Origin of the sequence: Paenibacillus zeisoli (assembly GCF_003994465.1) — a bacterium.
Classification (GTDB): Bacteria; Bacillota; Bacilli; order Paenibacillales; family Paenibacillaceae; genus Fontibacillus; species Fontibacillus zeisoli.
In genome coordinates this window covers 80,842-100,731 of sequence record NZ_RZNX01000005.1, presented here as the reverse complement: position 1 = coordinate 100,731, position 19,890 = coordinate 80,842, and the positions used below count along the sequence as shown (strand labels likewise).

General features: G+C 46.0%; 19 protein-coding genes. All 19 read right to left on the bottom strand.

Going from position 1 to position 19,890, the window contains the following annotated elements; genetic code table 11:
- Window positions 1–37: 37 nt before the first annotated feature.
- Window positions 38–997, bottom strand: a complete 960-nt coding sequence (locus EJP77_RS13265) for a dipeptidase (RefSeq protein WP_127199732.1) — start codon at window positions 995–997, stop codon at window positions 38–40.
- A gap of 110 nt (window positions 998–1,107) precedes the next feature.
- The gene (locus tag EJP77_RS13260) at window positions 1,108–1,368 is read right to left on the bottom strand and encodes a stage V sporulation protein S (RefSeq protein ID WP_006286829.1); all 261 of its coding nucleotides are present in this window, start codon (window positions 1,366–1,368) and stop codon (window positions 1,108–1,110) included.
- A gap of 125 nt (window positions 1,369–1,493) precedes the next feature.
- Window positions 1,494–2,288, bottom strand: coding sequence for a TIGR00282 family metallophosphoesterase (locus tag EJP77_RS13255; RefSeq protein ID WP_127199731.1), 795 nt, complete (start codon window positions 2,286–2,288; stop codon window positions 1,494–1,496).
- Window positions 2,289–2,391: 103 nt separating this feature from the next.
- On the bottom strand, window positions 2,392–3,933 hold the full coding sequence (gene rny, locus EJP77_RS13250; RefSeq protein ID WP_127199730.1) for a ribonuclease Y: 1,542 nt from the start codon (window positions 3,931–3,933) through the stop codon (window positions 2,392–2,394).
- A gap of 309 nt (window positions 3,934–4,242) precedes the next feature.
- Window positions 4,243–5,070 (bottom strand): regulatory protein RecX, encoded by an 828-nt coding sequence (locus tag EJP77_RS13245; RefSeq protein ID WP_127199729.1) that lies wholly within the window; start codon window positions 5,068–5,070, stop codon window positions 4,243–4,245.
- Between the two features lie 80 nt (window positions 5,071–5,150).
- Window positions 5,151–6,212 (bottom strand): recombinase RecA, encoded by a 1,062-nt coding sequence (recA, locus tag EJP77_RS13240; RefSeq protein ID WP_127199728.1) that lies wholly within the window; start codon window positions 6,210–6,212, stop codon window positions 5,151–5,153.
- A gap of 275 nt (window positions 6,213–6,487) precedes the next feature.
- Window positions 6,488–7,756 carry a competence/damage-inducible protein A gene (locus EJP77_RS13235; RefSeq protein WP_127199727.1) on the bottom strand — a complete coding sequence of 423 codons (1,269 nt, stop codon included), beginning with the start codon at window positions 7,754–7,756 and terminating at the stop codon, window positions 6,488–6,490.
- 57 nt (window positions 7,757–7,813) lie between these two features.
- Window positions 7,814–8,407, bottom strand: a complete 594-nt coding sequence (gene pgsA, locus EJP77_RS13230) for a CDP-diacylglycerol--glycerol-3-phosphate 3-phosphatidyltransferase (RefSeq protein ID WP_127199726.1) — start codon at window positions 8,405–8,407, stop codon at window positions 7,814–7,816.
- A gap of 228 nt (window positions 8,408–8,635) precedes the next feature.
- The gene (locus EJP77_RS13225) at window positions 8,636–9,127 is read right to left on the bottom strand and encodes a YajQ family cyclic di-GMP-binding protein (protein ID WP_127199725.1); all 492 of its coding nucleotides are present in this window, start codon (window positions 9,125–9,127) and stop codon (window positions 8,636–8,638) included.
- 126 nt (window positions 9,128–9,253) lie between these two features.
- Window positions 9,254–10,351, bottom strand: coding sequence for a helix-turn-helix domain-containing protein (locus EJP77_RS13220; RefSeq protein ID WP_127199724.1), 1,098 nt, complete (start codon window positions 10,349–10,351; stop codon window positions 9,254–9,256).
- 32 nt (window positions 10,352–10,383) lie between these two features.
- Window positions 10,384–11,151, bottom strand: coding sequence for a DUF3388 domain-containing protein (locus tag EJP77_RS13215; protein ID WP_127199723.1), 768 nt, complete (start codon window positions 11,149–11,151; stop codon window positions 10,384–10,386).
- A gap of 219 nt (window positions 11,152–11,370) precedes the next feature.
- Window positions 11,371–11,625, bottom strand: coding sequence for a DUF3243 domain-containing protein (locus EJP77_RS13210; protein WP_127199722.1), 255 nt, complete (start codon window positions 11,623–11,625; stop codon window positions 11,371–11,373).
- A 95-nt stretch (window positions 11,626–11,720) separates the two neighbouring features.
- A complete protein-coding gene (ymfI, locus tag EJP77_RS13205) occupies window positions 11,721–12,488 on the bottom strand; it encodes an elongation factor P 5-aminopentanone reductase (protein ID WP_127199721.1) in 768 nt (255 codons plus the stop codon).
- Window positions 12,485–13,768, bottom strand: a complete 1,284-nt coding sequence (gene yfmH, locus EJP77_RS13200; protein WP_127199720.1) for an EF-P 5-aminopentanol modification-associated protein YfmH — start codon at window positions 13,766–13,768, stop codon at window positions 12,485–12,487. The genes ymfI and yfmH overlap by 4 nt, the downstream gene beginning before the upstream one ends.
- 3 nt (window positions 13,769–13,771) lie before the next feature.
- Entirely contained in the window at window positions 13,772–15,052 is a 1,281-nt protein-coding gene (gene yfmF, locus EJP77_RS13195) for an EF-P 5-aminopentanol modification-associated protein YfmF (RefSeq protein WP_127199719.1), read from the bottom strand.
- Window positions 15,053–15,201: 149 nt separating this feature from the next.
- Window positions 15,202–16,071 carry a spore cortex-lytic enzyme gene (gene sleB, locus EJP77_RS13190; protein ID WP_127199718.1) on the bottom strand — a complete coding sequence of 290 codons (870 nt, stop codon included), beginning with the start codon at window positions 16,069–16,071 and terminating at the stop codon, window positions 15,202–15,204.
- Window positions 16,072–16,225: 154 nt separating this feature from the next.
- A complete protein-coding gene (locus EJP77_RS13185; protein WP_127199717.1) occupies window positions 16,226–18,829 on the bottom strand; it encodes an FtsK/SpoIIIE family DNA translocase in 2,604 nt (867 codons plus the stop codon).
- Between the two features lie 66 nt (window positions 18,830–18,895).
- Window positions 18,896–19,126, bottom strand: a complete 231-nt coding sequence (locus EJP77_RS13180) for a YlzJ-like family protein (RefSeq protein WP_127199716.1) — start codon at window positions 19,124–19,126, stop codon at window positions 18,896–18,898.
- A complete protein-coding gene (locus EJP77_RS13175; protein ID WP_425464241.1) occupies window positions 19,123–19,887 on the bottom strand; it encodes a ClpP family protease in 765 nt (254 codons plus the stop codon). Before EJP77_RS13175 ends, EJP77_RS13180 begins: the two co-directional genes overlap by 4 nt.
- Window positions 19,888–19,890: the final 3 nt, after the last annotated feature.

Sequence of the window (19,890 nt, the reverse complement as noted above, 5' to 3'; positions counted from 1 at the left end):
GTTGTTTGCGATTGAAACGATCTCTACACAAGATTGATTAAAGCGTTTTCTTTCTTTTTGGGAGATGGATTCTTAAAAAGGCTTCTGCATTTCCAAAAAGCCATCTTCTTACCAGTGCCTCAGGATAGTGCTTAAGGAGCTCGGAGACCAGATTTGGATAGCGGGCCGCATTCTCCAGCCCGGATACATACATATCAATCCCATCAAAATCTGAACCGAACATTAGATTATGCTCTCCTCCCAGTGAGCAAATATGTTCAATATGTCTCAGCAGATCCGGTAAATGAACCGCCCCTTTTGACTTCACAAAATTAGGAAAAAAAGTTACGCCTATTCTTCCGCCCAGGCTGATAATGGCTTTGATCTGTTCATCATGCAGGTTCCGGGGATTAGGACATATGCGGTAGGCATTGGAATGTGAGGCTATGAACGGCTTAGCTGCCTGTGTGGCCAGTGTGGCCAGCTCCCAGAAGCCTTTTACTGATAAATGTGACACATCAAGGATGATCCCTAGGTCATGGCAAGCCCGAATGAGTTCTTGCCCCTTCTTGGTGAAACCTCCGTTCCGCGGCTCCAGAATTCCGTCTGCTGCCCAGTTGGCGTAGTTCCAAGCAATTCCCAAGAATCGGATTCCCTGCTCAAAGGCTATCCTTAAATACTGCAGATTAGCCTCCAGCCCATCTGCCCCCTCCAAGGAAAGCAGTCCCCAGGAGTGGTTATTAAATTCTTGATCCATTTCCTCCTGCCAATAAAGGGGTCTAATGCCGCTGCTCACTACTTTCTCCTGGAAAATGTGGATTTGATCCAGCACATGACTGAACCTTGCACTCCCCAGCCTTTCAGATATATAGATAGCAAAAATCTGCAAACTTATATTTCCCTGCTTCAGCTTCTCCAGATCCACATCCAGCCGGCTGTCTTTTTGAAAATGAATATCTCCATTGAGCTGCATTTTGCTAAGAGCATCACAGTGAAAGTCTATCACCTCATATTTCATAGCCCACTCACCTTCCTCTGATCCAGGGTAAAGATTTACCATCACTTCAGCAAAACTACATGCAAAAAAGCCCGTCTACAAATGTAAACAGGCAGATACATTACCCTAAGTTATCTAGGCTCTACGATTAATTTGATTGCCGTCCGGTCTTCTCCATCAATGACAATGTCCGTGAAAGCAGGAATACAAATCAAATCCACTCCGCTAGGAGCTACGAATCCCCGGGCAATCGCGACGGCTTTGATGGCTTGATTAAGAGCACCCGCTCCAATAGCCTGTAGTTCAGCAGCCCCGCGCTCTCTTAATACTCCTGCTAGTGCACCGGCAACGGAGTTTGGATTGGATTTTGCTGAAACTTTTAATACCTCCATGGTAAGTACCTCCTGGGAATGATGGTTTGATTCCACTAATTAATTCTATTCGTGCACAGTGAAATAATTCCTTCTTTTACCATCCTTATATTACCAGTAGTTTACTTACCCTGCTAGCATCAAATCTAATCCATGATCCATTCATCTTCCAGAATTCTTATTTTCTTAATACTCTTGGCACGCCCCGTTCCGTCCTCAATGTCTACCAGGACAGCATGGAAATGCCATTTGCCCGAGTCAACCTGGAACCTAACAGGAAGCTGTGTTTTAAATTTCCGCAGTACTGCATCCTTTTCCATCCCCAAGATACCTTCCCGTGATCCCACCATACCTACATCGGTAATAAAGGCGGTTCCGCCGGGTAGCACAATATCATCATTGCTTTGTACATGTGTATGCGTTCCAACTACCATGGACGCTCTGCCTTCCAAATGCCAGCCCATAGCAATCTTCTCAGAGGTAGCCTCAGCGTGGAAATCTACCAGAATGTTCTTGTGCTTTTGCCGGAGCCGGTCGACAATATCATCAGCCGCTCTGAAAGGACAATCGATTGCCGGCAGAAACGTTCTTCCTTGCAAATTAACAATGGCTAACTCCTTGCCATTTGCCTTAATAAGAGTACTTCCCAGCCCTGGAGTCCCCGGAGGAAAATTAGCAGGGCGTATCATTCGAGGTTCATTGTCAATAAAATCAAAGATCTCTTTATTATCCCAGGTGTGATTTCCCATAGTTAGACCGTGAATACCCATATCAAAGAAATCTTTAGCGATCGCTTCGGTTATTCCCCGACCTGCCGCAGCATTCTCACCATTGGCGATAATAATATGGGGATTATGCTTTGTTTTGAGCGAAGGAAGTGTCTCCTTTAACGCCTTCCTGCCTGTATTCCCTACGATATCTCCGATAAATAAGACTTTCATGTACGTTCAATCCCTTCTATTCTGCGGAACCTCTTACATTAAGTTACAATCCCACTCAATGAAAAAGCGGCCCCTTTGAAGGGACCACTTCTCAGCATTTCCTTTACTTTGCGTATTCAACCGCCCGTGTCTCACGAATAACAGTAACTTTGATATGACCTGGATAATCCAGTTCACTCTCAATCATCTTCGTGATATCTCTTGCCAAGCGGAAGCTTTCAGCATCATCAATTTTCTCAGGCTGCACCATAACACGAACTTCACGTCCGGCTTGAATAGCGTATGACTTCTCAACGCCTTCGAAAGATTCGGAAATTTCCTCTAATTTCTCAAGACGACGGATATACGTTTCAAGTGTTTCACGGCGGGCTCCCGGTCTTGCTGCGGACAGGGCATCAGCTGCTCCTACCAGCATCGCAATAACGGAAGTAGCTTCAACATCACCATGGTGAGAAGCTATACTGTTAATAACAACCGGATGCTCTTTGTATTTCTTCGCCAGCTCTACGCCAATTTCAACATGAGAGCCTTCCACTTCATGATCAAGCGCTTTACCAATATCATGCAAAAGTCCGGCACGCTTCGCAAGTACGATATCTTCTCCAAGCTCACCCGCCATAAGTCCAGTAAGATAAGCCACTTCCATCGAATGCTTCAGAACATTCTGTCCGTAGCTTGTCCGGAACTTCAGTCGGCCGAGGATCTTGATCAAGTCCGGATGGAGAGCGTGTACACCTACCTCGAATGTAGCTTGTTCCCCATACTCGCGGATACGTTCATCCACTTCTCTGCGAGATTTCTCAACCATTTCTTCAATTCTGGCTGGGTGAATCCGGCCATCTGCCACCAATTTCTCGAGTGCAGTTCTTGCAATCTCACGGCGAATAGGATCGAAACCTGACAGAATAACCGCTTCCGGCGTGTCATCAATAATCAGATCTATGCCTGTAAGCGTCTCGAGAGCACGGATATTACGTCCTTCACGCCCGATAATCCGTCCTTTCATTTCCTCGTTCGGCAGCGTGACCACAGATACGGTAGTCTCAGCCACATGATCCGCAGCACAGCGCTGAATCGCCAAGGTAATGATTTCTCTGGATTTCTTATCCGCTTCTTCTTTAGCCTGCTGTTCGATATCTTTGATCAGTTGAGCTGATTCGTGTCGTACTTCCTGTTCGACGTTCGTTAGAATAATGCTGCGCGCATCTTCCATAGTCAGGTTGGAAATACGTTCTAGCTCGGAGACCTGGTTTTTGTAAATCAAATCGATTTGCTGTTGAGTTTCCTCAATTCGTTTCTCTTTGTTGGCCACTTGCTCTTCTTTGCGTTCCAGTGATTCTAATTTTTTATCCAGCGACTCTTCCTTTTGCAACAGTCGTCTTTCCTGCCGTTGGGTTTCATTCCGACGTTCACGAATGTCTTTGTCAGCTTCGGCTCTAAGCTTATGAATCTCATCCTTCGCTTCGAGAACCGTTTCTTTCTTCAGTGCTTCTGCATCTTTCTTGGCATTGTCCAGGATTTGACTGGCAGCATGTTCAGCACTGGAAATTTTAGCTTCTGCAAGAGATTTGCGAATAAAATATCCGATCACGAACCCAAAGAATAGTGCGGCTACAACGAGAATAATCGAAATCCAAGGTTCCATTTCTGTTCACCTCCTCGTTGATTAGTCCAAGGCATTCCCTGGGATGTGTGCAGTTGTCAATAATGTTACATTCATCATCATACAAATAAACGATGTACACATGCCAATTCAGTAAGCTGCTCAGGAGAATTCTGTTCAATCCACAGAATATTCAGGCAGTATACCCTTATAATTGGTGATAAGAATCCAAATATAGAAGTCACATTCTTTGGAAGGAAAAAGGGACTCTATCGATAAAGATTCAAATTCATTTTATTATTTGATGAAAGAAATTGTCAAGCATATGACAGCGTTCATCATCAAAGCGCCTCATTCAAAATCCTCATAATCGGTTTCGCCCTCTATTGGATCGTCTTGTTCCTGTACTAATGAACGAAGTACCCGCGTTACAAGCGAGCCAGAAAAGCCGCGTCTCATCAGATAAGCTCCTGTCTTTCGCTTTCTGCCCAGAACATCTCCACTCGTCTGCCGCCATTTCTTCGCACCCATATCGAGAGCGCTCCGATACTCCTCTTCCTCAGACACACTGCCGAGGGCTTCCTCAATCAGAGGCTTAGAAACGCCCTTCTGGCGCAATTCCTGTCTAACCCACATCTTCCCCTTGCCCCGGTTCTTAACACGCTGTCCAGCCCATTCCTGTGCGTAGAGCGCATCATTAACGAGTCCTTCTCTTTCAAGCCTGGCCACGGTCTCAGTTATGACCTGATCTTCCCGGCCCTTTTCCTTCAATCGCTGGGCTATTTCCCGAGCAGTCCGCGGCTTGCGGCTCAGGTAATTCAAAGCATCCACGTAAGCCTGCTGCTTCTCATCAGCAGCTATAATTTCGAGCAGATCCGACTTTGTAAACGTGTTCCCCTTGATCATCCTATATTTGATCATGACATCTTCATGAACTTGAACCTGATAGGGTCCAAAATGTATAAGATATCGGAACTTCGGCCGCTTCAAACTTTCCACGGAAGTAATACTTAAAGCCTCATCTTCCGGAAAATCCGCCAATCCGTCAAACTCTTCATCATCCTGCTCGTTTTGTTCAGAAATATCATAAATTCCCCGCTCTTCGAGCTGCTTATTCGTTCTCGAACTAGCATACTTTCCCCGTCCATACGGAGTATTCTTATACTTACCCTCATCCATTGTAATATTCTCCCGCAATATAATAAGAAAAACGCCCTGTCTCCGGTTAACACCTTCGATCAGAGCGCAAACTTAATTAATTATTCATCTGCAAAAAGAGCAAGCTCTTCTTTGCTTTCTTCTTCAGCTTCACTTGCAGTAGCCGCCGGGACAACCGTCGTCAAATTGCTGGCTTCGCGAATCTTGTTCTCAATAACATCCGCAACTTCAGGATGCTCTTTAAGGAACTGCTTGGCATTCTCACGTCCTTGTCCAAGACGTTCACCGGAGAATGAATACCAGGCGCCACTCTTGTCAACGATATCCTGTTCAACTCCGATATCAATGAGACTTCCTTCTTTGGAAATCCCTTCACCATACATAATATCGATCTCCGCCTGCTTGAATGGAGGAGCTACTTTGTTCTTAACAACCTTGATTCTTGTACGGTTACCTACCATATCGTTACCCATCTTGATAGTTTCGATACGACGTACATCCAATCGAACGGTTGAATAGAACTTCAATGCACGGCCACCAGGAGTAGTCTCTGGATTACCGAACATAACCCCGACTTTCTCACGCAGCTGGTTAATGAAAATTGCAATAGTCTTGGATTTGCTGATGGCCCCGGACAGCTTCCGCAGAGCTTGGGACATCAATCTTGCTTGAAGACCTACGTGAGAGTCTCCCATTTCACCTTCAATTTCCGCTTTAGGAACAAGGGCGGCCACAGAGTCAATAACGATAATATCCACAGCTCCACTACGAACGAGTGCTTCCGCAATTTCCAGAGCCTGTTCACCTGTATCCGGCTGGGACAGAAGCAATTCATCAATATTAACTCCAAGTTTGCCCGCATAAGATGGGTCAAGCGCATGCTCTGCATCAATGAACGCAGCTTGTCCACCTGTCTTCTGCACCTCAGCTATGGCATGGAGAGCAACAGTTGTCTTACCTGAAGATTCCGGTCCATATACTTCAATAATACGGCCGCGGGGTAATCCGCCTGTTCCAAGAGCTATATCTAATGCTAGAGAACCACTGGGAACGATTTCCACCTGCATATGAGTGGATTCACCAAGCTTCATAATTGATCCCTTACCGAACTGCTTTTCTATTTGACGAAGCGCCATATCCAGCGCTGCACGACGATCTGACATTAGCTCACATCCTTCAAAATGATAAATACAGGAAAGCCTTACATATATAATTGTACCTTGTTTAGAAGCGTTTGCCAAGCATTTTTTAGAACATACATTCGTTTTTTTCTGAGCCGAACACCCCTCTTCAGCGGTGCCGCGATTCCAGAGATTAACACAAAAGAACCGCAGCAACACTATAGTTTGCTACGGTTCTTCCGTCTCTTAATTATAACTTAATATACTTCATGCTGCAAGATTAGGATGCAGTACTAGGTTCATAAGTGCTCAGAAATCTAAGATTTCTGGGCTTGTAACTCTTTAAGGCGAAGCCAGAGCCGATAAAGGATAGCCTTGGCAGATCTGACCCGAATCGTCTCACGATTGCCTTTAAGATTCAATTCATATGTTGCGGTTGCTCCGTTACGTTCTGAGATCCCAATGTACACGAGTCCAACCGGTTTTCTTTCAGAGAATGCCGGGCCTGCGACACCGGTAATTGAAAGTCCAAAGTCCGTATCCGTGATAATCCGGACTTGTTCAGCCAGCACAGCTGCTGTCTCCTTGCTTACGGCACCAGGTGCTTCTTCTCCTTCAAGGAGATGGGTCGGTACATTCAGAAGCTTCTTCTTCATTTCATTGGAATAACATACTATTCCACCCAAGAAGACGGTAGCACTTCCGGGGATAGATGTAATTCCCTGCATCAAGAGTCCACCTGTACAGCTCTCGGCTGCACTAACCGTTAAATTCATCTCGGTCATCATTTCCACAATAATCTGCTCAATGGGCACATCGCGATTTGCGTATAAATAATCCGATAGACGTTCCTCAATAACCTTCTCCATAGCGTCAAGCTTATCCAAAGCTTCACTTTCAAGTGCAGCCTTGGTCGAAAGACGGATGGTAACTTCACTTTCCTTCGCATATGGAGCTATAGTCAAATCACTCTGGGATTCAATCAAATCCAGCAGTTTTGTCTCAAGTGCCGATTCCCCTATCCCAGCAAACTTCAACATTTTGGAGTAAAGCGGAGTTTCTGCAGTAAGTACATGACTCATGATCCAAGGCTTTGCCTGGTTCTCGAACATAGGCATCAGCTCTTTAGGTGGACCGGGCAGCACAATATAATGCTTGTCTTCATGAGAGATCGCGTTCCCTACAGCAAGCCCCGTCTCATTCGGAAGTGGAGTCCCGCCATCGATGGCCAAGGCCTGGCGTCGGTTATTCTCCGTCATAGGCTGTTCCCGATCCTTAAAGAAACGGTCAATGTTGTCCATCGCTTGGCGGTCAATATGAAGTTCTCGTCCAAGACTTGCGGCCAAAGCTTCTTTCGTCAGATCGTCTTGGGTCGGCCCAATGCCGCCTGAGAAAATAATAAGATCTGCACGCTCCTCTGCGATCTTGATTGCCTGCTGGAGTCGTACCTGATTATCCCCAACGACAGTTTGAAAATAAACATCGATGCCCAGAGCTGCTAATTCCACAGACAAATAGCGGGCATTTGTATTTACGATTTGACCAAGCAGCAGCTCAGTACCCACAGCAATAATTTCAGCTTTCATAGGCTATTACAACTCCTTCGTTAAGAAGGGCAAAATGGCATCCTCTTCTAGTTAGGTTTACACTTTCGAGAAAGAAAGTATATTCTTGTTCTTAATAAAATAGTCAATTCCGGAGTAAATCGTAATCAGAGCCGCAATCCAAATCGCAACCTCATCAAATGGGAACTGTACCCAGGCAAACGGAAAATTATTGAGAAGTAGGGCTGAGATCGCAACAATTTGAGTGATTGTTTTAATCTTACCCCATTTACTCGCCGCAATAACAGAGCCCTCGAGCAACGCTACTTCACGTAGTCCGGTTACAGCAAATTCACGGCTGATAATGACAACAGCAATCCACGCATCACACTTGCCAAGTGCAACTAGGGAGACCAGGACTGCAGCGACCAGAAGCTTGTCTGCCAAAGGATCCAGCAATTTCCCCAAATTGGTGACCATGTTATTCTTGCGGGCTAAATAACCATCAATACCGTCCGTGCTGGCCGCGATAATAAACAATAAAGCCCCAATCAGATGATTCAGTGGAAGCGTGTAGGTTCCCCAAGTCAAAGGGTAGGACCACCAGTCCATGTTCAGGTTCACAAGCAGGAATACAAGCATAACCGGAATCATAAATATGCGGGCTAAAGTAATTCGGTTGGGCAAATTCATAGAACACCCTCCCCTGACAAGTCTTCAATAGAATATGTAAAAAAATGAACAAAGTTATACTGCTTAAGAACTATGACGTAATCGTTAGCTGTCATCTTGTACCCCCAGTGATCTGCTGCCGTTCCCCATTTATCCCTACAAGTATAATATACGGCTTATACCGTGTCAAAATGAAGCAAGGTCTCGAAAAATATGCATTCTAAAGGCACATCAGAGACCCTACCGGTGTCATTTAAGATTAGTAAATTGAAGGTCAACAGACAGGTCCGCTTTGCGAAGAAGCTGAATCACACTTTGCAGATCATCACGGCTTTTCCCGGTTACCCGGACTTGATCACCCTGAATCTGGCTCTTCACCTTAAGCTTGGAATCCCGGATAAGAATATTGATCTTCTTGGCATTATCCTGGTCAATCCCTGACTTTAATGTAATTCGTTGGCGAACACTGCCAAGCGAGGCGGGTTCCACTTTACCGTATTCCAAGTTTTTGATCGGCAGACCGCGTTTGATCATTTTGGATTGCAAAATATCAATAACGGAGGTCAGCTTGTACTCATCGTCCGAGGTAACAACCAAAACATCTTTCTCGACTTTAATTGAACTCTTGCTGTTCTTAAAGTCATAACGGGTCTCTAATTCGCGCTCGGTTTGCTGAATTGCATTTGTTAATTCCTGCATGTCTACTTTCGACACGATATCAAAAGAACTTTCACTGCTCATTTTGTCACAATCCCTTCGTTCGTCTTATGTTTTATTATTATATGAAAAACTTTCTTGTAACACAAACAGAAACAGGCGTCATACCGGTTCAACCGATATTAACGCCTGCTCTGAGGAAGTTGCTGACTAATTGGTGCTTGTTCCAGAAGTATCCGATTCCGTAGTAGTAGACTCCGTCCCACTGGTTGAATTCTCGGTAGAAGTCGTTGAATCACCAGCACCGGACTCATTTGTACTTTGAGCAGATGTACCGTCATCCAAGTTAAGCTGAATTTTGGTCGTATTCTTTCCGTCCGTCACAACCTTACCGCCAACCGTAATTACGGTATTGTTGGAATTTCCTGATTTAATATACAGCCCTTCAGGTCCTAGATCGTAACTTTGTGTTTCTCCATCCTCAATATTCTGATAGAACAACTTCTCACCACGGGAAGTTCCTTTGCGAACTTCCACCCAGCTTTTACCGGAAGCTTTAATTTCAACTTTGACCGGAGCCGTTCCACTGCTGGTTACTTTGAACTTTGTCGTACTGCCTTTCTTGCCATCAGGTGTTACGGTAGCAGAATCAGAACCTGACGCATTCTCCGTACCTGTTGTATCTGTACCTGTACCCGTCTGCGTTCCGTTAGTCCCTGCATTCGGTTCCGTTGTTGTTCCTGTCCCAGGTGTCGCAGCCTGTCCCTGGCTATCCGTTCCGGCCTGTCCGCCGCCTGTGTTACTGTCACCGCCCTGCGCAGGAGGAGTAACAGTCTCAGTCTTAGACGGAGTCGTAGTAACTGGCGTCTTGGTATCTGTAACTGGAGTTGGATCAGGTGTCTTCGTGCTGTCAGAGCCACGGTTACTCGAAACCACAATGTAAATCACTATGACGATCAAGGCGGCAAAAGACCACATGAGTGTTGTTGAAAGCCATTTCGAATTCCGCTCCGTAGCGGCATGGCTGCTTCTTCTCTTCTGAATTACCGGCTCCATGGTAGGTTCCGGCTCTGAGACCGGAACATCCTTGCGATGCTCCTCAAGCAGGCCATCTGAATCCACACCAACCGCCTCAGCATAAGTTTTGATAAAAGCCCGCACATAAAAGCTTCCTGGGAGCACCTTGTAATCTCCCGCCTCGATGGCTTCCAAATATCTTTTTCGAATTTTTGTCATTTCCTGAACATCGTCCAGCGACAAACCTCTTTGAAGTCTGGCCTCCTTCAGTTGCTGGCCCAGATCCGACATACCATCACCTCCTGTCAATATTCAGCGCAAAATTATACATCTTCCGTGTAAAGCGTAGTGAACGTATCATAGACGATTTCCTCGTCCGGATTGTTACGCAGTTCGATAATAATATCAAAGTCGCTGTATTCGTACTTCGATTCTTTAATAAAGATATCAGGATGTTCAATGACCTTTGTTGAAGGCATAGTCATGATATCTTCAAGAAGCTGGTAATGCTTCTCATTTGAACGAATGGTGCTAATAATGCCATCAATGATAAATACATTGTTCGGGTTGTACTCTTCGTCAGATAACTGACTGCGGACCGTCTGCCTTAATAACGTAGAGGACATAAAAGTCCATCTTTTCATGGAGCAGACACTGCCTGCAATAATGGATTCGGTCTTACCTACCCGAGGCATACCTCGAAGGCCAATAACCTGATGACCCTCTCTTTTAAATAATTCACCCAAAAAGTCAACAAGCAACCCAAGCTCGTCGCGTGTAAACCGAAATGTTTTGCGGTCATCCGAATCCCTATTTATATAACGGCCATGTCTGACAGCCAAAATATCCACGAGCCGAGGGCTGCGCAGCGCAGAGACCGTAATATTATCAACTTTACTGAGCATTTGACCCAGGAGAGCAATCTTCTCATCATCATCACATTCCAGCAGCATACCCCGGGTTTGGCCTTCAACCCCATTTATGGTTAGAATGTTGACCCCGAGCATACCGAACATGGATGCGATATCCCCCAGAAGCCCCGGCCGATTTCTATGTATTTTGTACTCCATATACCACTGTGTATGTTTCAACCGGTTCACCTCTTCCATCCTGCTAACTTTATAAATTCGACAAAAAACTTCATAAACCCTGCCTAACACTTATAATCTGATGAAATAACACAAATTCGTGTTATTTTTATTCAAATCCACATTACCTGTTAATGATATATAAAATAATTTTGAAAGGCAAGTCCAGCTCAGAATATGGCAGAAAAGCTCCCACTAAGGGAGCTTTTCCAGGGTGCTGATCTAGGCGTACTTCTTAGCCAGCTTCACCATTAACTTCGCAATGGTTCTGCGCTCTTCCTCATTGCCCACATCCCAGATCTCCTTAAGAGCCCGGTTTGAAGCGTTCTGAGGATCAACCTTGTCGTCTAGAAACCCGCCGATTTCGTAGGCTAAATTGGAAATGCTTTCTTCACTCATACCCGCATTTTCCGCATGTTTCACCCGGTCTCCAAGGAACTTCTTCCAAGAATCGAAATTATTCAGCACTGTTGACATGATAAATCCTCCTTCGCATGGCGTTAAGATTTAAGATCAACAGTTGTAATATGTGATGATCCGGATTAGATTATACAGCGGGATATATTGGGGATCTACGTAATCCAGCCGCCGTTCGGACTAATGATCTGACCGGTGATGTAGCCCGATTCAGGCAGGGCCAGGAAATAGACCAGTGAAGCCACTTCTTCAGGAGTAGCCAGTCTTCCAGCAGGAATTTCCTCCTCCAGCCGGCGCAGCTCTGCTTCCTCAAAGCTGGCCATCATATCCGTATGCACCGCACCTGGCGCTACGGCGTTAACCGTTACCAGAGAGGGGGCTAATTCTTTGGCAAGCGCCTTGGTAAAGGCGTTAACCCCTCCTTTGGCGGCCGAATAAGCAACTTCACAAGAAGCTCCTGACATCCCCCAGATGGAGGACACATTAATAATTCTTCCAAACCGCATCCGGACCATATGAGACATAAATGCTTGTGTACAAAGGAATACACCCTTAAGATTCACATTCATCATATCGTCCCATTGCTCTTCAGTTAGATCCTCCAGCATTCCGTAACTCGCAATTCCAGCATTATTCACAAGAATGTCCGGGAACAATCCGTGCAATTCCAATTTTTCTTTCATGCGCAGGATATCGTCTTTAAATCTTAAATCCGCACTAATGGTAAGTACTTTGGCACCATATGCCATACATCTGCGGGCCGCTTCATTCGCCTTCTCATGCGAGCTTCCATAGTGAATGATCACATTTAGGCCTTCCATAGCGAAACGTTCCGCAATAGATGCTCCTATTCCCCTGCTTGCACCCGTAATTAATACGGTCATATTCTTGATGTTCTTCTCTCTCCCACTTTCAAAGCTCATTCAGGGCTCACCACAAGCGACACAGCCATCTGTTCCCAGTTAATATGCTCTTTAAGGCGCTGATTGACATCTTCTAGCGTAATCGACTCGTAGATCGGGAGAACCTCGAACAGGTCCCCACCCCTGAAATTATAACGTGTGAACTCATGCGCAATATTCTCAGGGGAATTCATCATACGCAGATATCCGCCAATCTTCTTCTTCCGGGCACGTTCAAAATTCTCCCGCTTAAAGCCCGTTTGAATAAGGGCGTTCACTTCTTCGGTGATCACTCTTAGCAGTTCTTCCGGATCACGGGTGTCGCCACCTATTGCCGAGAAGGCATAATTCGGATCACTATTATACTCATGACCGAATCCATCTGATATCAGATCCTGATCGTACAACTTTTGGTATAGATCCGTACTGGACCCGAACAACAGATCAAGGGCAAGCTTGGTTGTCAGATCCAGCTTAATCCGCTCCACACCTGTAATTCCAAGTTTTGTCTCTTTGAAACCGAACAAGCATTTTGGAAGAGACACAGGTAATCTTGAGGTGCGTCTTCGTTCATTCACACCAGCTGGTTCAGCATCGAACAATCGCTCAATTTTACCTTGCGGCTTATAGTCCTTACGGGCCTGATTCGCTCTAACCAAATTAAATACCTCTTCAGGCTCAACCCCCCCCACCACGAACAGAAGCATATTGCTCGGATGATAAAAGGCATTGTAGCAGGTATACAGCGTCTCTTTGGTGATAGTGCCAATCGATTCAACCGTTCCCGCGATATCAATATGGACGGGATGAACCTTGTACAAGGCTTCAATTAGACCGAAATATACCCGCCAGTCCGGATTATCTGCATACATGCCAATCTCTTGGCCGATGATCCCTTTTTCTTTGTCTACATTCTGATCTGTAAAATAAGGGTTCTGCACGAAGTTGATCAGGGTCTCCAGATTAGCTGAAATGTTCTCGGTTGACGAGAATAGATAGGCGGTCTGATCAAAGCTTGTAAAAGCATTAGCCGAAGCACCTTGAGAAGCAAACGTAGCGAAAATATCGCCTTCAGGCTCCTCGAACATTTTATGCTCCAAGAAATGGGCAATACCATCGGGAACAGAGATTTCTTCCTCACCTTCCACGCGGAAATGATTATCTATCGAACCGTATTTAGTAGTAAATGTTGCGTATGTCTTTTGGAACCCCGGCTTTGGAAGAACATATACTTGAAGTCCGTTGTCCATCACTTCATGATACAGGGTTTCCTGAAGTTTCTCGTATTGAAATTTCTCCACCGGTTATTCCCCCTTCTCGCCTTTCAAAAAGTAAACGGTATCTAGATGGAACGTCTGAGCGGCTTCCGTTACCTCCTTGGAAGTAATTTGTTCTACCTGCTCAAGCAGCTCATCGGCGGATCGTTCCTTACCTGAAATAACCCGGTTAAAGTCATAAGCGATCATCTCAAACGCGGAGTCCTGCATTTCGACCACATGATTGCGGATCATCGCCTTCGTCTGGCTCAGCTCAAGGTCACTGATCTCACCCTGGCGCATAGCCTCAAGCTGATTCTTAATGATTTCAAGCGCTTTCTCATAGTTGGCGATCTCTATCCCGGACTGAATTGTTGCCATCCCTTTGTGACCGTCATACCTTGAAGAAGCGTAGTAAGCCAGACTTTCTTTCTCACGTACATTAATAAACAGCTTGGAATGTGGGTAACTGCCCAGAATTCCGTTGTATACCAGTGCGGAGGCGTACTCATCACTGCCATAAGTGATCGAAGTGCGAAGGCCAAGATTGAGCTTGCCCTGATTCACATTCAGGCTTTCTTCAACGGTTCGAACATCTCCGGTGTTAAAGTTAACATTGGTTCCTGTGTACTGCTTCGCCTGCGGACGTTCGATCTTGAAGCTCTTCTCCACCAGGCGGATAACTTCATCCAGAGAAGTGTCTCCCACGACATACAAGTCGAGGTTCACTTCCTGCAGCCAATTTGTATAAGCCTCATATAGACCCTCTGGGGTAATCCCGCTCAGTTCAGCACGGCTGCCAAGCGGATGTAGTCGGTAAGGATCATTCCGGAACATTTCTTCAAGGCACCGCTCAGCAGCATAGCGGATCTTATCATTGATAATGGATTCCAGCTTTTTGCGGACCGTTTCTTTTTCTGCTGCGACATAAGAAGCACGGAAACTTCCGTTCTCGGTCACAGGCTGGGTAAGTACTTCTCCCAGAAAAGAAAAGGATTGCTCCAGCAGTGATTCCTCACTGTTCACAAAGGAGTCGTTGATCGTATCCATGCGCAGCTGGACGATCTGATAATCGCCTCTTTTATAAATATCAAAGCCAAAACCTGCACCATACAGATGTTCAAGCTGTTCTCTGAACTTGGTGGTCTCCGGATAGGATGCGGTACCTCTTCTCAGTACAAACGGAATTAATCCCGTAGTGGCAACCGTCTCTTCTTGCAGAGGAATTCCGGCATATACAGAAATCGCGAAAGTCTTAAACCTCTTGGTCGGCAGTACATGAATTCGGATATTGTTGACGCTTCCGCGTTCAAACAAAGACTTGTTCAAGGACAAAACTCCTTTACGAGAGACTATTGTAAGCATATTTAAACCAATCTTTTGCCTAATTGAGCCAAATTTAAATCCATTCTATACCATACCAAAGTAAAGAAGCAACCGGGGACCCCCTGAGTTGCTTCTTCTATCTACCTTAACTTTTACATACAGAAGATGTGCTTCCCAATGGTCTTAACCTGTGGTCTTGTCCAGATCCATTTCGATGTCGCTGTCTCCGGATTGAAGTAGTACAGACACCCCCCAGAAGGGTCCATGCCGTTTAAAGCCTCTCTGACTGCCTTTCGGGATGATTCATTCGGCTCAAGCCAGATCTGTCCGTCAGCAACGGCAGTGAATGCACCGGGCTGAAAAATAACACCCGAGACCGTTTTGGGGAAGCTTGGTGATTTAACGCGGTTCAAAATGACTGCGGCCACTGCGACCTGTCCCTCGAACGGCTCTCCTCTTGACTCCCCATTCACCGCATTAGCCATAATTTTGAGGTCATTCTCGGATAGACCAAGCGGGTTAGAGGCCGAAAGCTCACCGGAATTGTTGTTATCAGTCTTGTTATTCTCAGCTGTAGGAGTTTTACCCGTATTCTTCCCTTGCTCAGCAGCACCCGCTCCTGAATTCTCGTCAGGATTCGGGTTATAAGAGGAAGCTTTCGGTTGCCAATCCTTGGTTGCGTTGTAGAGCCTTAGCTTGGTTTGGGCACCCGCTAGACCATCTGCCTTCATTCCGAATTCAGACTGAAACCATTGCAGCGACTTCTTAGTGCTCTCCCCAAAATGGCTGTCAAGCTTCCCGTGATAGTATCCGAGAAAAGCGAGTCTGCCTTGAAGCTCGTAAACATCCTGTCCAAAAGCACCCAGCTTAATTACCTGGGAACTGAATACCGGTATCGCATTATCGTGACTCTCTTTTGTGGCTGGCGTGATATTCGTCTTACGCAGCTGGTATGTTCCAAGTAGAGTACAGACCAATAATAAGACCAATCCGGCAGCCAACCAGATTTTCTTGTTGTTCATACGTCAAGTCCTGCCTTTCTCTTGTGTGTTAAGATGGTAACTTTAGTATGACAACCCCTGCCTCTTCCTATGCACCGTAAAGAAAGATCGCAGTCAAATCAAAAAAGAGCCCACGCAGTCAAAGTGCGGGGCTCCTTCGTAAAAAGTCTCAATATTAAGAGCTTACTCTATTCTGTCTATACTGTTCCATCGAAGTAAGTACCTCTCTTGGCTTACTTCCTTCATAGGGGCCAACTATACCTCGGGCTTCCATAGAGTCAATAAGGCGGGCAGCACGAGTGTAACCTACCCTCATACGGCGCTGAAGCAGGGATACTGAGGCCTGCTTGGCCTCCAGCACAATCTGGACAGCCTGATCATACAGCTCGTCGAGCTGTTCCTCAGGCTCCCCCGCCGTGTCATCGATTTCCGGGATTAGTGTCTCGTCATATTCGGCCTGGGCTTGTCCACGTACATAATCCACTATGGACTCCACTTCCTGGTCACTCATAAATGCTCCCTGTACCCGAACTGGCTTGGAAGCTCCCATTGGCATGAAGAGCATATCCCCGCGGCCAAGCAGCTTCTCAGCCCCTGCCATATCCAGAATGGTGCGGGAATCGACCTGCGAAGATACGCCAAAGGCGATACGTGATGGGATGTTAGCCTTGATAACCCCTGTAATGACATCGACCGATGGACGCTGAGTCGCAATAATAAGATGAATTCCTGCTGCTCGGGCCATTTGTGCAAGGCGTGCAATCGCATCTTCCACATCATTAGCCGCAACCATCATCAAATCCGCTAGCTCATCCACAATTACTACAATGTAGGGTAAAATGGCTGCAGGATTCTCTTTCATCATATTATTATAACCTTCCACATTACGCGCACCGGATTTGGAGAACATCTCATAACGCTTCTCCATCTCAACGACAATTTTCTTCAGAGCGAGCGATGCCCTTCTTGGATCTGTCACAACCGGAGCAAGAAGATGCGGAATTCCGTTATACATATTAAGCTCAACCATCTTAGGGTCCACCATCAGAAACTTAACTTCGTCGGGCTTCGCCTTATATAGAATGCTTGTAATAATACCGTTAATGCATACGGATTTACCTGAGCCCGTCGCTCCGGCAACCAGAAGGTGGGGCATTTTGGCTAAGTTGCCCACAATAGTCTGACCAGAGATGTCTCTGCCAAAGGCGATAGACAGCTTGGACTCGGCATCCTGAAACGTTGGCGTCTCCATTACTTCACGCATCGTGACCACGGATACTTCACTATTCGGCACCTCAATTCCAATGGCCGACTTACCGGGAATAGGAGCTTCCATCCGGATATCTTTGGCTGCGAGGGCAAGTGCAATATCATCCGTCAAATTCACAATCCGGCTAACCTTGACCCCTATGTCCGGCTGAATCTCATATCTAGTAACGGCAGGTCCGCGTACAACTTCCAGCACTTTAGCCCGGACGCCAAAGCTCTCCAGCGTTGCTTCAAGCTTACGAGCAGTCTGCATGTAATCTGCCTGATCACCGGCTTTAGCTCCGCTGCTCCCCTTGGACAATAATTTAAACGATGGGAGTCGGTATGGTTTGGGTGCAGGCTTAGGAGGAAGCACCGGCAGAGTACCCGTAAGTTCATCTTGACCAAGCCCAGATTCCCCTTCTAACGTCACCCCGCTTGAGTCTACTGCTGCAGCATTAACCGGATCCACTGAACCCGGTGAGACGAAGGATACTGGAGACTCTTCATCTGGATGCTGTCCAGAATCATCCTTCTCATCGTAGGTCCGGTCCTCCCGCTGTATCTGGTCAAAGAAATCACGAATGATCAGACTCGGTTCATTCCGCTGCGGCTCTGCGTCAGAAATCGTATGTAACTCCACATCATTCCAATTCACATCTGCAGACTCATCTTCCCGTTCATCTGCAGAAGATATAGCTTGCTCAGCTGACTCGCTCTTGTCTTTGAATCCAAGTAGCTGGAAGAAGACAGGCTTAGTGCGGGCTTTCTCCGGAGCCGGTAGAGACTCTTCGAGATCCTCATCCTCATAATCATCAGCTTCTGGAATAGAATTAATCTTGATACCTTTAGACTTTGTTCCGGTCTTTCCCTCTGCAACTGCTGGAGAAGGACGAAGCAGACGGTATTTCCTGCTTAGCTGAACAGCCAGTTTGCCAGTCCGATTCTTAAGAATGCTAAATAGTTCTACGTAAGACAGATTGGTTATAAGCATGAAGCTGATAGCGAACATCACAAGCATCATTAACTTGGCACCTGTAAGTCCGAATAAAACATAAAAAAGAATAAATTCAAGTGCGCCTACATAACCGCCACTGATATCCAGATTGAACATGGAGGCTACACCGGTTGATCCCACCTTAGTTAGAGCGAACTGAAGATCGTGATGAATCTGCAGCAGTACATTTCTTGGTGTAAGCGGCAGCACAGGAGCAAGCTTATACTGCATGGCGGATATAGTGCTCATGAGTGCAAAAGCACATACGATCATAACCATGCCTGTTCTTCTGGAACTCCACTTGGATGGCCATTTGCGATGAATCATAACAGTCAATCCAACATATATTCCCGTAAGGGGAATAACGAAGTAAAACTTGCCGAAGATCATGGCGGACATTTTAAACAAAGCGTGTCCAACCGCAGCTTCTCCTGCAAGAGCAATTATGGATAATGTGATCAGGATGATCCCATAAATTTCATACTTAAGAACATTGCCTAATGAAGCTTTTTTCTTCTTTCGCTTTCCGGCCAATAGGACCACCCCCAGAAGAATATTATAACATATTCCATGGGGGCAACCTATAGGATAACCCGTCGCTTAACGTCGATTTTGAAGGGATGGCAGATAAACAATTTCCTGACCGGGCGCATAGCTTGGATTCAAATAATCTTTAAGCTCCCCTCTTAGCATCCGGACAATAGTTGCCCTGTTACCCGGCTCGAGCCGTACCTGGAGGAGTACCCCGTCCATTTCTACTTCTCCGTATACCTCCTCCATTTCCGAGCTCTCCCATATTAACTCCCAAGGAAGGATGGTGTAGTGGGTCATTGAGTCAGACCTCCTGTCTGCGCACCTTTTCTTTCGCTAATCAATCGATTCAAATAAGTCAGGGCCTCTCCTATCCCGCCCAAGCCATCGATAAGTCCGTAATTTACGGCATCCGCTCCGCCAACCGCGGTTCCTATATCCCTATTGAGATCTCCCGTCTTGAACATCAGCTCTTTGAATAATTCAGAAGAAATTCTGGAATGGGAGGTTACAAAGCGAACTACCCGTTCCTGCATCTTCTCAATATATTCAAAAGTCTGGGGAACACCAATTACGAGCCCTGTCATGCGGATGGGATGTATGGTCATCGTGGCGCTTTCGGCAATAAAGGAATAGTCAGAGGATACTGCAATAGGCACACCAATGCTGTGTCCCCCACCTATTACTACAGTTACAGTTGGCTTAGTTAAAGAAGCAATCATTTCGGCTATGGCCAGACCCGCTTCAACATCTCCACCGACTGTATTTAAAATAATTAGAATTCCCTCAATTTGCTTATTCTGCTCAGCGGCCACCAACTGGGGAATTAAGTGTTCATATTTCGTAGTTTTGTTCTGCGGCGGGAGTACAATATGCCCTTCAATTTGACCTATAATGGTCAGACAGTATAGGTTAGATACTTCTGCCGCAGGCACCGATGTTTGACCAAGCTGCTGAATATATTCTACAACCGGAGATTTTTTCTCAGCAGGTGCTTCAGGAGGCGGTAATTCCGAGCTGAAATTCATACTATCAAGCGAAAATTGCCAGTTATTCATCATGTT